The 15,227-nt window shown below is 35.7% G+C and carries 16 protein-coding genes; 3 read left to right on the top strand and 13 right to left on the bottom strand.

The window, feature by feature from the left end:
- Nucleotides 1–37: 37 nt before the first annotated feature.
- The 4 genes from ACEPXG_RS02890 to ACEPXG_RS02875 all read right to left on the bottom strand — a co-directional run bounded on the left by ACEPXG_RS02890 (nucleotide 38) and on the right by ACEPXG_RS02875 (nucleotide 3,102).
- On the bottom strand, nucleotides 38–1,099 hold the full coding sequence (locus ACEPXG_RS02890) for a hypothetical protein (protein WP_391207339.1): 1,062 nt from the start codon (nucleotides 1,097–1,099) through the stop codon (nucleotides 38–40).
- A gap of 77 nt (nucleotides 1,100–1,176) precedes the next feature.
- Nucleotides 1,177–1,827, bottom strand: a complete 651-nt coding sequence (locus tag ACEPXG_RS02885; protein WP_391207337.1) for a YczE/YyaS/YitT family protein — start codon at nucleotides 1,825–1,827, stop codon at nucleotides 1,177–1,179.
- A 98-nt stretch (nucleotides 1,828–1,925) separates the two neighbouring features.
- A complete protein-coding gene (gene ybaK / locus ACEPXG_RS02880; protein WP_391207335.1) occupies nucleotides 1,926–2,417 on the bottom strand; it encodes a Cys-tRNA(Pro) deacylase in 492 nt (163 codons plus the stop codon).
- 10 nt (nucleotides 2,418–2,427) lie between these two features.
- Nucleotides 2,428–3,102 carry a hypothetical protein gene (locus tag ACEPXG_RS02875; RefSeq protein WP_391207333.1) on the bottom strand — a complete coding sequence of 225 codons (675 nt, stop codon included), beginning with the start codon at nucleotides 3,100–3,102 and terminating at the stop codon, nucleotides 2,428–2,430.
- Between the two features lie 246 nt (nucleotides 3,103–3,348).
- Between ACEPXG_RS02875 and ACEPXG_RS02870 the strand changes: the two genes are divergently transcribed.
- Nucleotides 3,349–3,927: an undecaprenyl-diphosphatase gene (locus ACEPXG_RS02870; RefSeq protein ID WP_391207331.1), complete on the top strand. Its 579-nt coding sequence runs from the start codon at nucleotides 3,349–3,351 to the stop codon at nucleotides 3,925–3,927.
- Nucleotides 3,928–4,040: 113 nt separating this feature from the next.
- On the opposite strand, the gene ACEPXG_RS02865 is transcribed toward ACEPXG_RS02870, so the two are convergent.
- The 8 genes from ACEPXG_RS02865 to ACEPXG_RS02830 form a co-directional block, all read right to left on the bottom strand.
- On the bottom strand, nucleotides 4,041–4,583 hold the full coding sequence (locus tag ACEPXG_RS02865; protein ID WP_391207329.1) for a YdhK family protein: 543 nt from the start codon (nucleotides 4,581–4,583) through the stop codon (nucleotides 4,041–4,043).
- A gap of 110 nt (nucleotides 4,584–4,693) precedes the next feature.
- On the bottom strand, nucleotides 4,694–7,111 hold the full coding sequence (locus tag ACEPXG_RS02860) for a heavy metal translocating P-type ATPase (protein WP_391207327.1): 2,418 nt from the start codon (nucleotides 7,109–7,111) through the stop codon (nucleotides 4,694–4,696).
- A 76-nt stretch (nucleotides 7,112–7,187) separates the two neighbouring features.
- Complete coding sequence (gene copZ, locus ACEPXG_RS02855; protein ID WP_391207325.1) at nucleotides 7,188–7,397, bottom strand: copper chaperone CopZ; 210 nt, start codon at nucleotides 7,395–7,397, stop codon at nucleotides 7,188–7,190.
- A 15-nt stretch (nucleotides 7,398–7,412) separates the two neighbouring features.
- Nucleotides 7,413–7,700, bottom strand: coding sequence for a metal-sensing transcriptional repressor (locus ACEPXG_RS02850; protein ID WP_391209745.1), 288 nt, complete (start codon nucleotides 7,698–7,700; stop codon nucleotides 7,413–7,415).
- A 906-nt stretch (nucleotides 7,701–8,606) separates the two neighbouring features.
- Complete coding sequence (locus tag ACEPXG_RS02845; protein WP_391209743.1) at nucleotides 8,607–8,963, bottom strand: disulfide oxidoreductase; 357 nt, start codon at nucleotides 8,961–8,963, stop codon at nucleotides 8,607–8,609.
- A gap of 37 nt (nucleotides 8,964–9,000) precedes the next feature.
- On the bottom strand, nucleotides 9,001–9,654 hold the full coding sequence (locus ACEPXG_RS02840; protein ID WP_391207323.1) for a DsbA family protein: 654 nt from the start codon (nucleotides 9,652–9,654) through the stop codon (nucleotides 9,001–9,003).
- Between the two features lie 42 nt (nucleotides 9,655–9,696).
- Nucleotides 9,697–10,545: a M56 family metallopeptidase gene (locus ACEPXG_RS02835; RefSeq protein WP_391207321.1), complete on the bottom strand. Its 849-nt coding sequence runs from the start codon at nucleotides 10,543–10,545 to the stop codon at nucleotides 9,697–9,699.
- Between the two features lie 3 nt (nucleotides 10,546–10,548).
- The gene (locus ACEPXG_RS02830; protein ID WP_391207319.1) at nucleotides 10,549–10,962 is read right to left on the bottom strand and encodes a BlaI/MecI/CopY family transcriptional regulator; all 414 of its coding nucleotides are present in this window, start codon (nucleotides 10,960–10,962) and stop codon (nucleotides 10,549–10,551) included.
- 279 nt (nucleotides 10,963–11,241) lie between these two features.
- Here ACEPXG_RS02830 and ACEPXG_RS02825 point away from each other — a divergent pair, with 279 nt between their 5' ends.
- Both ACEPXG_RS02825 and ACEPXG_RS02820 read left to right on the top strand, forming a co-directional pair.
- Nucleotides 11,242–11,586, top strand: coding sequence for an ATPase (locus ACEPXG_RS02825; RefSeq protein WP_391207317.1), 345 nt, complete (start codon nucleotides 11,242–11,244; stop codon nucleotides 11,584–11,586).
- 338 nt (nucleotides 11,587–11,924) lie between these two features.
- A complete protein-coding gene (locus ACEPXG_RS02820) occupies nucleotides 11,925–14,114 on the top strand; it encodes a DNA topoisomerase III (protein WP_391207314.1) in 2,190 nt (729 codons plus the stop codon).
- Between the two features lie 255 nt (nucleotides 14,115–14,369).
- Here the strand turns inward: ACEPXG_RS02820 and ACEPXG_RS02815 are convergent, their stop codons facing one another.
- Nucleotides 14,370–15,137 carry a DUF3888 domain-containing protein gene (locus ACEPXG_RS02815; protein ID WP_391207312.1) on the bottom strand — a complete coding sequence of 256 codons (768 nt, stop codon included), beginning with the start codon at nucleotides 15,135–15,137 and terminating at the stop codon, nucleotides 14,370–14,372.
- Nucleotides 15,138–15,227: the final 90 nt, after the last annotated feature.

Below are 15,227 nucleotides of genomic sequence, written 5' to 3'. Positions count from 1 at the left end.
ACTAGTTTAGTTGGAGAGTAGTTTTAATCTCCGCAATTCACCCTATCGTATCGATCATTTTATTATGCAACTTACTCCATTTATCTTCATCAATAGAAGAATCGTACATCATTTTAATCGTTTTTAAATCTGCAGCATACGTACAGAGATAGTCTTGTGCAATCTCCATTTCAGAAGAATACCTTTGTTGCACTTCTTTTAGTTTTTCTTCATCCAGTAATGATTGGTCAATATGAGTAAAGAAGTCCACTATTTCATCGCCTTCTCGTTCTGGTTCGTATACATGAGGACTAGTTGCATCCACTATGCATAATTGCAATTCTGGAATGACGACACCGTCCACACTATTTGCATCCAATCCACACCAAATGTAGCGAACATCTAGCCCATGTACCTTTGCCTCTTCCCCAAACTTTTTCATAAAGGAGGACTTTCCGCTACCCGGTAACCCTTTGATAAATAACCTAGATTTTAAGTTTTTAGAGATTGAATTTAGCGTATCCTTTGCACCGAGTGGAGTAAGTGATCCCATTAGGCGGTGTGTCACCTTTGGATTTTTTTGAAGTGCCACATTACCAATTGCTTTCTTTTTTAATTCTTCCAATAAAACATTTATACCTTCCCAATTCACTGCTGGTTGGATAAGTTGCTCCCATTCATCATGGATAACTTTTGCACGAGAAAGTGCTTGTAGTCCTTTTGAAAGCCACACATCATTCGTAATTTGCTTATCTCGAATTTGTGGACCAATTTCTCGAAGTTTACTTTCATCATACGCGTCATAATATGGAACCCACTCATGACCAGCACCATAATAAGATGGATCGACTGCATCCGTTTGTAGATAAAGCGTTTTGGTATCCTTAATATATATACCTTCTAATACATCTTCATGAAGGGGATCGTAAAACCATTCCATGTTTTTCCCTCTACGAATACCTGCATACCCTATTTCTTTTAATATATCTGTTAGTCGATAGGAAGTAGGTCCCTTGAAAAAGTAAACTTTTTTGGCTTCTTGAATGATTTCTTTATAGAAACTTTTAACACCTTGTCCCGTATATGATTTGCCCATATAGTGCGTAATTGTTCCGTTCAAATCGTCATCCTTTCTATCATTCATTCAATGATTAATATATGTAAAACAACTGGATTATATGAAAAAAGTGCTGAAAATCATTCCTGATCTTCAGCACTCTTTTTTATGTATGGCATTGTATAGCCGCAAATTTGAAATAAAAGCTTTTGAGACATCGGCAATGTATAGTGAACCAGTTGACCTAACAAAACTGCAATAATAACCGTCCCTAAACCTACTGGACCTCCAAGTGCCCAACCAACGAGTCCAACGATGACTTCTAGAGATGTACGTACTTTTTTAATACTCCATCCCGTTTTTTTTATGAGTAACAACATAAGTGAATCGCGAGGTCCTGCTCCAACATTAGGCGCCACATATACCCCAACACCAATCCCCGTTACTACCACACCAATTAGGAAAATGATCAGTTGTCCCATAAAGCTTGTAACCTCAGGCAAGAGCCAGTTAAATACATCAATAAATGAACCAATGAAAAGTATGTTGAGCCAAGTACCGAGCTGTGGAAATCTTTTCGTTCCAATCATCGTGACAACTACAATAAATATTCCTGTTAAAATAGCCCAAGTTCCAATGGACAATCCTAAATGTTTAAACAGTCCTACATGAAAAACATCCCACGGTCCAATTCCAAATCGTTGCCCTTTGATCGTCATGGAAATCCCTAATGCCATTAAGATGACGCCACCTATAAAGAATCCCCAGCGCCAAACAAATTCCTTTTTCATACAAATCCTACTTTCTTGTTCCGTAAAAAAAACATTCACAACATGGTTGGAATGGAGAAAATACTATTCATTCATTATAACTTCTTAGAGCCAAAAAGCTAATCACTTTTTTTCTTACTAATGGATACAAGTTCACCTTTTGTCATTTGGAGTAATTCAGGAACTGTAAGCTTTACTTGAAGTCCTATTTTCCCACCACTCACAATTATATAGTCAAGATTCTGTGCGCTTGCATCTACTATCGTTGGAAATAACTTTTTCATCCCAATGGGAGAGCACCCTCCGCGGATGTAGCCAGTAGTTGGGAGTAAATCTTTTAGTGGGAGCAATTCCACTTTTTTCTCTCCAACTACTTTTGCGACGGACTTTAAATTTAATTCGTTATCTACCGGGATAATACATACAAAGTATTTGTTTGATCCAGCCGTAACAAGTAGTGTTTTATACACAACAAAAACAGGGTAGCCTATTTTGTTCGCTACGGTTACCCCGTCTACTTGATCGCCCGTTAGTTCATATTCAATTAAATCGAACGATATTTTTTGTTGCTCTAATATTCTTACTGCATTCGTTTTTTGCTTTTTTCCCATAGTATTTCTCCTAAGCTATTCGAAAGAAGCTAGACTGTTGGTCGGTAAAACCATAGCGCTTCAAATGTACTTGATATGAATATTTGGCAATTGCCTGTTCTTTTAGTCTTTTTTTCTGTAAGTTCACTAAATTCTCTTTTAACTCTTTTGGAGAATCTACATCAGATAGAATAGAATGATTAAAAACTTCTGCTTCTTGCTCTTTTTGTTTTTTAACTTCCAATTTAATTTGCCGGTTCGCTTCTTGGTTTAATGTAATTTGTGTCTGCACTTGCTGAATTTTAGCAGTAGCACTGGCTGCAACACGTATATCTTGCGGAGTTGGTTCAACTGGAGCTAATGCTGAACTTCTCACCTTTTCTAAAAGCTCAATGGTTTTTTCAGGTGTTGGTCCTCCAATTGTTTGCACTGGAGTGCTTGGCCCTTTCGTAGGTCTACTGTTCGCACCTTCTAGTTGCTGAAACTCTTTTACAGCTGCACTTACTTCAGGCGTTTCTTCCTCTCTTTCTTTATTACCTAATAAGAGATTCTCTAGTTCAGATAAAGAAGGGACTTTCGGCTGCAAATATGTTGCATGTTTTCGATAAGCTTCTCCAGCATCCTTGCGCTGCATCGCTCGTTTTCTTTCATCCAAGCTAGTAATTTGATGAGACATACCATTACCAGTAGCCTTTATTAAAGTCATCTAACCACCTCATTCCATATAGTTTTCCTATCTAACATTTTACCACTTTATCAGAATTATCAAACTATCTATTGACGTAAATAATGAAAATTCCAATACTAGGTTAAAAGAACTATAAAAATAAATAACCTACTACATCTACTAATTTTCATCGTATTTTCAGATTCAATGTTTATCCTTAATACTAGAAATCGTATTTTTTCCGGTTTCAATTACGAAATAGTTAGTTGCGAAAGGAGAAATACTATGAACTTTAATATATTCCAACAAATAAATGGTTGGGCAGGACACTCAAGGTTATTGGATACAATAATGATAACCATGTCTGATAGTCTACCTTATATAGCAGTAGCCATCATTTTGTATCTTTGGTTTGTAGGGAACAAGCAACAAGGTATCGAAAAACGGTATACCGCTATATATGCTATTTTTTCTTCAGCAATTGCATTGGTTATAAATGCGATTATTCATTTGGTTTATTACCACCCACGTCCCTTTGTTACACATCATGTTCATCAATTAGTCCCACATACTGTAGATTCTTCTTTTGTAAGTGATCATGCAGTTTTAGTGTTTGCGATTGCATGGATATTTATTATGCGAAATGACCGTTTGAAGTATCCAATTTTAATATGGGCGATAGTTGTTGGACTATCACGAATTTATGTTGGCGTACATTATCCAGCTGATTTGATAGGTAGTGCGTTACTTTCATGTGCAACAAGTGGTTTGGTTATTTACTTTTCAACAAAGCTAGAGCCTATTGTACAAGTTTTATTTCGTCTTTACGATCAGATTAAAAGCAAAGTGGGAATAAAAATCTAGCGTATATTTGCAAATCTCCAATTTAAAATGCACCTTGAATGGGGAATTCAAGGTGCATTTTGCTATGGAATATGAATTTGTTCATTCAATAATATATTTATTGTGTTCTTACTTTATTTTACGGGAGATAGCTCACTCTCTGTTACCCACTTATGATTTTTCACTTCTTCTCCACCGTTAGTCGGAGTGTAATCTATCATATACACAGTAGTTTTTTCTGCTGAAATAATTTCTGCAGTTGCACCTTTCATCCCTTTCATATGATCTGCCTCTATCGTGACTTCAGTTCCTGGTTCTAATGTTCCATCACCTGCATCTTTTATCTCTTCTTGAATAACCCATTTATGATTTTCCACCCTATCCCCACCAGTTGTCGGCGTATAGGAAATAACATAAGCTGTAGTATCATAGGATCCTACAATTGTCGCTTCGGCATCCTTCATTCCTTTCATATGGTCTGTTTCAATAATTGCTTTACTTCCCACTTTATAAGTTGGATGTTCTGCTGCCTTCAAACCTTTAGGAACTTCACCTGAGCTAGTATGGTCCATGTGCATACTTTCATCTTTACTGGACTCCTCTTTATCACTAACACATGCGGATAAAATAAATAAGGAGATCAAGAAAACAACTCCTATTACTACTATCTTTTTCATCTTTATCCTCCTCTTTTATAAGTATTTCACTAAATATATTTCCACTATTCTTTTTTATTAAACTAATGTTCAACATCTATACCAATGTATTAGTGTATTCTTCGCTACACTTACTTCTCTAATTTCACTCGCTGTAATCGCAAAGCATTTAATACTACTGACACTGAACTAAATGCCATGGCAGCACCAGCTACCCAAGGTGCGAGTAAACCGAAAGCCGCAATCGGAATGCCAAGAGCATTATAAGCAAAGGCCCAGAATAGATTTTGTTTAATATTTTTCATTGTTTTGCGGCTCATAATGATAGCATCCGCTATACTATTTAAATCTCCACGAATCAATGTAATATCAGCAGCTTCCATTGCTACATCTGTTCCTGTTCCAATTGCCATACCAATATTAGCGACTGCTAGAGCAGGTGCGTCATTAATTCCGTCACCTACCATCGCTACCTTTTTACCAGTAGCTTGGAGTCTCTTCACCTCTTCTGCTTTTCCTTCTGGAAGTACTTCAGCAATGACTTGGTCAATTCCAACCTCATTACCGATTGCAGTAGCTGTACGCACGTTATCACCTGTCATCATGATGACTTCAATATCCATCTCTTTTAATCGTTTGATCGCTTTTTTTGAAGTTTCTTTAATCGTGTCTGCTACAGCAATCATACCTGCATATTGACCGTCCATACTTGCCAACATAGTAGTTTTACCTTTAGCTTCTAAATCCTCCATCACTTCTAGTACATCCGAAATATCTACATCATACTGATTCATTAGTTTTCTAGTTCCTACTAAAATCACTTTTTGATTGACGGTTGTTTTAACTCCATAGCCTGGAATTGCTTCAAAAGCTTCCACATTTTGTAGCTTTATTCCTCGATCATGAATTCCTTGAACAATCGCTTCGGCAAGTGGATGTTCTGATTGCTTTTCAGCTGATCCAATGAAAGAAAGAAACGCTTCTTCATCCATTCCTTTCGCCACAATTACATCTGTCAATTCTGGCTTACCATTTGTAACAGTTCCAGTTTTATCAACAATGACTGTATCAATATGGTGAGTTGTTTCCAGATGCTCTCCACCTTTAAATAGAATGCCAAATTCTGCTGCACGCCCAGAACCAGCCATGATGGAAGTAGGAGTTGCCAGTCCAAGCGCACATGGACAAGCAATAACAAGTACAGCAATCAACGCTTCTAATGCTGGTGTAATCTCACCTGGACGAACCAAGATAATCCATACTAAAAAGGTGATGATGGCAATACCGATTACAATCGGCACAAAAACACCGGATATTTTGTCGGCAAGTCTTTGAATAGGAGCTTTCGAACCTTGCGCATCCTCTACCACTTTAATAATTTGAGAGAGTGCAGTGTCTCTTCCGATTTTCGTAGCTTTCATTTTAATAAACCCATTTTTATTGATCGTTGAACCAAACAACGAATCGCCAATCATTTTATCGACCGGAATACTTTCTCCTGTTAGCATAGCTTCGTCCACAGCAGTATTTCCTTCTAGGACCTCTCCATCAACCGGAATCTTTTCACCAGGCTTCACTAGGATTGTATCTCCAGTGACGACTTCCGCAAGCGGTATTTCTATTTCGTTTTCATTTCTGATGACTAATGCTGTTTTAGCTTGCAGTCCCATAAGTTTTTTGATCGCTTCTGAGGAACGTCCCTTTGCTTTCGCCTCAAACAACTTACCTAATATTATAAGCGTGATCAGTACGGCGCTCGTTTCAAAATACAAGTTCGCCATATGATGCTTACCAATCGTTATGATGGCTTGGTAGACACTGTAGAAATAAGCGGCGGATGTTCCCATTACTACTAGCACATCCATATTGGCACTTTTATTTCGGAGCGCTTTATAGGCACTTACATAGAACTGTTTCCCAATAACAAATTGTACCGGTGTCGCGAGAGCCATTTGCAACCATGGATTCATCAAAAATTCGGGCACATAAATAAACGATGTAAATGAAAAATGACCGACCATCGTCCACAATAAAGGAAGCGATAATATAGCAGAAATGAAAAATTTTCTTTTTTGACGTTGGATTTCTTGCTCACGGTAATCCACTGTCTCCTTTTCATTATCTTTGTTTAGTGCTCCGTATCCTAACTTCTCTACAAGCAAAATAATATCTGAAACGGTAATTTGAGAAGGGTTATATTCTACAGTAGCATTTTCAAGTGCTAAGTTAACATTTGCTAGCGATACTCCATCTAATTTGTTAAGCCCTTTTTCAATTCTCGTTGCACAGGCAGAACAGGTCATTCCCGAAATAGCAAACTCTTTTTTCTCCTTGGCAACGCCATAGCCAAGATCTTGGATTTTCTTTTCAAAGTCTATTTCACTAAGCTTATTAGGATCGTATTTAATCGAAGACTTTTCTAGAGCTAAGTTAACATTGGCTTCTTCTACACCATCCATCTTACTTAATACTTTTTCAATTCTTGCTGAACAAGCTGCACAGGTCATCCCTGTAATTTGTAGACTTGTTTCTTTTAGTTCACTACTCATTTGGTTTTCACCTCTCACGCATACCGCTACGGGGTATATATTTTTGTTAGAAAAAGAGCGCCTTTACAGCACTCATTTATTTCACTTCGTATCCTTGATCATCAATCGTTTCTTTAATTTTCTCAACTGTTATTTTTTTTTCATCAAATGATACATCTACTTTTCCAGTCTCTAAATGAACATTAACTTGCTCCACGCCATCTAATTTTCCAACATTACTTTCCACTGCATTTACACAATGACCACATGACATTCCTTGCACATTTAATGTAACTTGACTTACCATATAAAATTCCTCCTCTTATTTTCTCATTAATTTTTGAAACGTTACTAATAACTCGTCTAGCACTTCATTATCACCTTCAGCTAGCCTTTCCACTACACAACCTTTTAGATGGCCTTGCAAAAGGACCTTTGCCACACTATTCAAAGCTGATTGAGTCGCAGAAAGCTGGGTAATAATATCATCACAATAGACATCTTTGTCTACCATGCCTTTAATTCCTCGAATCTGACCTTCTATTCGATTTAAACGATTTGTTAAATCTTTTTTTACATGTTCCGGATGATGACTTTTTCGACAAGTCATATCTGATTCGATTGTACCCTCTTCTTTTACATTGTCCAACAAAGCAACCTCCAATCCTTAATGTCATTATATTATACCTATAAGGGGTATGCAAATAAAATGACTTTATCTGTTATAAGAAAAATGCAAACGTTCTTTAAGTGCATCTTGTCTTTACTATTTCCAGAGTGCTTTGGACAAAACATCTGCTCCTGCGGTTACTCGTCGCAAAAAAAAAAATTGGCTACACTATTACCGTTAGTGCTATGGATCGTGAAGTGACTGCGTCACTTCACGATCCGTTTTTTTCTGTAATCTTGTGGCGGATGTTTATCCGTCGCCTTTTGGAATATTTAGAGACATGGTGCACTAGATTTGGTTAATGAGAGAATAAATTCTTTCCTATTCTTTTAAAAGTTGACGAAGATGCAATTTCGTCCGCTAAAGCCTTCTTTATCAATGAATACTATCTATTTTTCTCAAATTACACAGGATTACTAGTGTTATTAAGTTTAAATGCACAACTAAAAAGTTAAAAACTGTCATAGAGCGACTAAATGTAAGATGAAAGCTACAGATTCTACACTGAAAGCAACAAACGCCTTGAAGAAAGCAACCAACTTTATCGTGAGAGCAACCATCTCTCTATGTAAAGAGTTAACTTTATGTGAGATGGCACAAATTAGCGTTAGACAATCCTGCGAAACTAAAAACACAATGGACACGATATTTCATATACTTTTTTAATCTTTAAAAAGCAATAGCACCTCTTATTCAACAATGACATGATCACTTCGTTTACTTAAACTATTTACATCATCTTAGCGATAGCTCAGCTAAATTATAAATCTTCTTGTTAAGTACTACTCACTTAATGGATTGTAGTGAAAGGTGGCGACTCCAGCAGGAGGCCAAAGAAAATAATTATTATTTACGCTTCATAAGCATTAGCATCATAATTGTGATGATGGTAAATGCTATGAGCGCTAAAAAAGGAATTGTTACAAAACCGAGCCAGTTAATATATTGACCTGAGCATGGAACCCCGCTCGTGCATGCGCTGAATTCATGCATGGATGGGATTTTTTGCAAAGCATAGTGATAACTTGAAACAACTAGTCCAATGACTGAAATCGGCAACACATACTTATAAATTTCTCGATCATTTCTGTAAAAAGCAATGCCTAGGAAAAATACAAGTGGATACATCAAAATTCGTTGATACCAGCAAAGTGTACAAGGAATAAAACCCATACGTTCACTAAAAAACAAACTCCCTACCATTGCTAATATGGATGCTATCCAAGCTAAGAGAAGAGGTTTATTTACCACTTGCAGCAGCCTCTTCCACCATTTTTATAAAATCATCCATTGTTCTTCCCTTGAATTCTTTTCCGCCTATAAAGATCGATGGTGTGGAAGAGACTCCCAGATTTTTTGCCGTAGCCATATCTTTGTCCCAAGCTTCTTTTCCTTCATTTTTACTAAAAGCTAGCATTACTTTTTCCGTCTCTTCTGGACTTGCTACTTTCTCTAAAACTGCCTTTAAAAATTCTTCTGTCATTTCATTTTCTTGGCCAGATTCTGTTGTTTGATTTGCAAATAGTAGACGATGGAATTCCCAGAACTTTTCATTGCCAAGTTCCTTGTAAACTGTTTCCGCAAATTGTGCAGCTGTTGTAGAATCAGCAGCAATAAATGAATAATTCATGAAGTAAAACTTTGCTTTGCCTGTTTCCACTAATTCTTTATTAATAATTGGAAAGAGACTATTATTAAACTCTTCACAGTGTGGACATTTATAATCACCAAATTCCACAATTTCAACTGGTGCTGACTTTTCCCCTAGATACGGTTGTCCTTCGTATTCAATATTAACTCCCTTTTCTTTCACATCTGTTAATACAATAATCGCTATTAAACAGACTGCTACTATACCAATAATCCAAAATATTTTCTTTGACAAAATAAACACTCCTAATTATAACTACACTATGTAGTGTGATTGGTAAAAAAATTACGCTAGCGCGTAAATAAAAAATGCACAGATTAAACTAAATATAGCTAAAGATATAAATGCTACCTCCAACGGAATCTTTAATTGGATTTTCTTTACCGGATTTAACATATATTCAATCCGGTAATTTACAGACGTATCGGCAAAAGACACATACGTAAAAGGCATTTTTTCTTGTTTCCCTACCTTTAACATTTTCAAAAGGGCACTGCCCAAATTCACCGACGTTTTCTGTTTTTCAATTGCAAATTCATCCGCCAATACTTCCTGAATAATTCTATATTTCTGATTAAACCATTTCAGTATGGGAATATAGCCCATCGTAGACGCAAAAAGGGAAAGCAAAAAGATTTTTAGAGGATCACGATTTTCTTTATGGTATTTCTCATGAGATATGACCGCTTTTAATTCCTCTTCATTTAAAAGTTTTATCAAACCAGTTGAAATAACAATTTTAGGTCGAATAAACCCCATGGTAATAGCAATTGGTCCTGGATAAGAGATAACAACCAGGTCCTCTTTTCCATTTGTATACATTTCATTCATATCGATAGTCAACATTTTCTCTCTATATTGCTGAAATCTTCTTTTCATTCGAGAAGCATGTACTAATTGCGAACCCATTTTCCAAAACGAAAATAGTAGCGTATAAATTACGAGCGCATCGAGAACATATTCGAGTGAGGACAGTCCAATTGATTTTAATGTACTATGACATACTTCCACTAAATTAAACTTGATATTCCAGCCTGCCAACATTGCAATGACGTATAAAGCCATTTGAATAAAAATGGTACCAGAAATGAAAAGTGACACGAAAAACATACGAGAAGATGGACGCTTAGACATAAATTATAATTCCTTCTTCAATTGTTTAATTTTATGTTCGAGTTTAGCAACAAGCTCATCATCTACGTCTTCCAGTGCATCTAGCATATGACTTACAACAACGTTTCCGAATTCATCCATTAATTCGTTTGTCATCTCTTTTGACTGCGTATGCAAAAACTCAACTCTTGTTTGAATCGGTTGATATAAAAAGGATCTTCCTTCTACCCTCTTCTGAAGAATTCCCTTTTCTACTAATCGATTCATGACAGTCATAACGGTGTTGAAATTTGTCAATTTTTCCTGATCAAGAACTTGCTGAACATTTTTAATGGTCATTTCCACATCGTTCCATAAAATGTCCAAAATTTTTGCCTCAAGAGGTCCAAAAAAGCGATTCAATCCGCTTTCATTTATTTTAAATTTTCGAATCAACACGGCTTTATCACCTCGCATTACTCATTGTAGTGTATTTATTTTTCGAAGGGAAGTATTTAAACTTAATTTATACAGTAACAACAACGATTTTTTCTAAATCAAGATTATCAAATACATTTAGTTAACGAATAAATGTTTATAATTAACCAAAATAATCTTCTCTGTGAGTTTATATTATAGAAATTGATTAACCCGTCTAGAGCAATAATAGATTACTGAATAGAATGTCGATATAATCTGCAGATTATAACTCCATCAATGTGAGGAGGTGTATGCTATATGCCTTTAACAACTGGGCCAATTGAAAACATTGGAAATCAACCTGCTAATGCAACTAATGTTCGAGTTAAAATCCTCAATCGTACTGGAGGTACACTTACAGGAGTAGTCAGAGTTTTTAGACTCAACGGAACAAGAAGACTTCTTTCATCATCTAACTTCAGCGTAGGTGCAAATGCTTCTACTTTTGTAACACTAAATTTAGTTGGAGGAGCGTTTCAATATGAAACTGAAATTGTTCCTAATCAAACCGGCGGATTATATACCGCTTACGGAAGAACAGCTTCAGGTGTTATAATTACTGCTCAACGAGTTTTAAACTCAGAATTAGTACAGATTCTTTAGTATTAAAGAAGATTATAAAAAGAATAACTAGTTAGGTTATATTTTCTTTTGTCTTCTAAAAAGGCTGTCCCAAAAGTCAATAATTTAATTGACTGATGGGCAGCCTTCAACATAAACAATCCTCTCTCTTCCTCTTAGATTCAAAACTATTTGATGTGAAAAAGAACAGTACCTAATGTTGTGAGAAGGTTCTCCAGTATTCAATTGTTAATTGTATTAGATTTAATTAATAAATCCGTAACATCTAATAACTTAACTTTAGTCTCTGCTTTTCTAACAATTGCTACGTTTTATGCTATATTTAAACTCAATGGTTACCGTGGAAAGGATGTTTAAACATGAAGAAAAGTGTAGTAATCGCAGAAAAACCTTCCGTAGCTCGTGATATCGCACGGGTATTGAATTGCAATAAAAAAGGGAATGGATTTTTAGAAGGAGATAAATATATCGTAACTTGGGCACTCGGGCATCTTGTTACACTCGCAGATCCTGAAGTGTACGATACCAAATATAAAACATGGAATCTGGAAGACTTACCTATGCTTCCGAATGACTTAAAGTTAGTTGTCATTAAACAAACAAGTAAACAGTACAATGCGGTCAAAAGTCAAATAGTTCGCACAGATGTCAGTGATATTATTGTAGCAACTGACGCTGGACGCGAGGGTGAATTAGTTGCTAGATGGATTATTGAAAAAGCAAAAGTAAATAAGCCGATTAAACGTTTATGGATCTCATCCGTTACAGATAAAGCAATTAAAGAAGGTTTTCAAAATTTGAAACCTGGAAAGGCCTACGAAAACCTATATCATGCAGCAGTTGCGCGTTCGGAAGCTGATTGGTATATCGGATTAAATGCGACTCGAGCACTTACTAGTAAATTTAATGCGCAGTTATCATGTGGACGTGTCCAAACCCCAACAGTCGCAATGATTGCGAAAAGAGAAGAAGAAATACGCAATTTCAAAGCGAAGACGTATTACGGAATTGAAGCACATACAGACCAAAAACTAAAGCTAACATGGATAGATAAACAAACAAACGACACTCGCACATTTTCCAAAGAAAAAGTAGAACAGATTGTTGCAAAAGTAGATAAAAAGCAAGGTACAATTGTGGAAGTTGATAAGAAACAGAAGAAAAGCTTTGCACCACAACTTTACGATTTAACAGAATTACAGCGTGATGCAAATAAGATTTTTGGTTATTCTGCCAAAGAAACGCTTGGCATTATGCAAACATTGTATGAACGCCACAAAGTATTAACATATCCTCGTACGGATTCAAGATACCTTTCAAGTGATATTGTTGAAACACTACAAGAACGTCTAAAGTCATGCGGCATCGGGCAATATAGACAACTTGCTAACAAAGTTTTACTTAAACCGATTAAAGCAAATAAGGCCTTTGTAGATGATAGTAAAGTATCAGATCATCATGCCATCATACCGACAGAAGAAATTGTTAATCTAACTAACTTCACGGATAAAGAACGCAAAATATATGACTTAGTTGTGAAACGTTTTATAGCAGTACTCTACCCTCCTTTCGAATATGAACAAATTACAGTTAAAGCTTCTATTGGAGACGAAACATTCGTAGCAAAAGGTAAAACTATTCTTTCATCTGGTTGGAAGGAAGTGTATGAAAACCGTTTTGAGGAAGATGAAAATGTAGAAGAAATGAAGGAACAGATACTTCCTCGTATTGAAAAAGGCGATAAGTTATCTATTAAATTGGTTACAGAAACTTCTGGGCAAACAAGACCTCCAGCAAGATTTAATGAAGGTACCTTACTTACTGCAATGGAAAGCCCAGCAAAATATATGGGTACACAAGATAAAGAACTAGCAAAAACACTCGATAAAACGGGTGGATTAGGAACAGTTGCTACCAGAGCAGACATTATTGAAAAGCTCTTCAATTCTTTCCTTATGGAGAAAAAAGGTAAAGACATTTACCTGACTTCAAAAGGTAAACAACTGCTCGAATTAGTTCCATCTGACTTAAAAACCCCTGCACTTACAGCTGAATGGGAGCAAAAACTAGAAGCTATCGCAAAAGGCAAATTGAACAAAAATGTTTTTATTAATGAAATGAAAGTCTATACAAAAACAATTGTACATGACATTAAAAACAGCGATAAAAAGTTTAAACATGATAATGTTTCAACAAAAAGCTGCCCAGATTGCGGTAAACCAATGTTAGAGGTAAACGGCAAAAAAGGTAAAATGCTCGTTTGCCAAGATCGCGAATGTGGACATCGTAAAAACGTTGCTAGAGTTACAAACGCTCGTTGTCCACAATGTAAGAAAAAGCTCGAACTTCGAGGAGAAGGCGAAGGACAAATCTTCACATGTAAATGTGGCTATCGTGAAAAACTATCTGCCTTCGAACGTCGTAAAAAGAGTTCTGGTGGAAAAGTGGATAAACGCGATGTGCAAAAATACTTAAAGAAACAAAACCAAGAAGAAGAACCTATGAATAATGCGCTTGCAGAAGCCTTAAAGAAGTTGAATTTGAAGTAATAAAAAAGTGACTCAAAAGTCGTATTAAATGGCTTTTGGGTCTCTTTTTTATGTGGAAGTAGGGGCTCTGGGATGCGTTAATTACGAAACAATCACTAAGCCAAACTAACGTTAGGAAAACTTATATACCTTCCAAGTGTTCTATGTTGATCATTTTGTACCCTCGCTGTTCAAAAAATGGTTTAGCCGTAATACTAGCTTCCGTATCAATTTCTAAAAGGTTTAATTTCTTTGCCTGAGTTTCAAGCATATAAATTAATCAGTAGGTTTATTTTTTTCCCATACATACCATGGCAATTTATAATCCATTTTCTTACCAAGTTTACTATTTTTATCTGTTACTATCCAATTATCATCTTTCTTTTGTACTTGATAATTTACATTTGTACCATCGGACTTTTTAAAGACCATATATCCTGTATTGCCTTTTATAAAGGTTACAGGGTCAATCACATTTTTGTAGGGTATCTTTCTCTCTGGAAGTAAAATGTTGGTTACTATTTCTTCTGCAATATTAAATAGTGATTTAAATTCCTTATTTATTTCCGCTTGATATTGCAATTGATTGTATGTGTAAGAAGAGTAAGACTCTAAATTCATATTAAAAGACTGTTTTATATCTGAAAGTAATGCTTTATAAAATTCATTTATATCCTTTTCTAATTTTTCTTCCTCATGTTTAAAGCTAATGGTTTTAACCCCAAATGGACTTATATTAAAAGTCATTGTTTCCTTCCCATAAGGAGGGTCATATGCATGTTCAAATGTTGTTACTTGGACTTCTGCATTAAAATCAAAACTTCCCTCATGCGCTCTTGTAATACTCAAAATCTTAGCATCATATAAACCATATTGTTTGAGATATCCATAGTAATTAATAATTTCCTTTTGTATGGATGGGTCAAGAGTTGTAATCAATGTATCATATATAAGTTTATAATCAATTTGCTCACTTTGGGCATTAATCTTACTAGGATTAATCAAAAAAGTTATTGCAATCAAAATATAAGTAATTTTTTTCATGCGGTATCAAGCCTCTCTAAAATATTTTTCATTTATAGCTTGTGCCAACAAGAGCAAATTATTTGGAGGGATGAAAATGGGTCGCTTATT

Source organism: Psychrobacillus sp. L4 (genome assembly GCF_042944905.1).
Lineage (GTDB): Bacteria > Bacillota > Bacilli > Bacillales_A > Planococcaceae > Psychrobacillus.
This window is presented reverse-complemented; position numbering and strand designations above follow the sequence as displayed.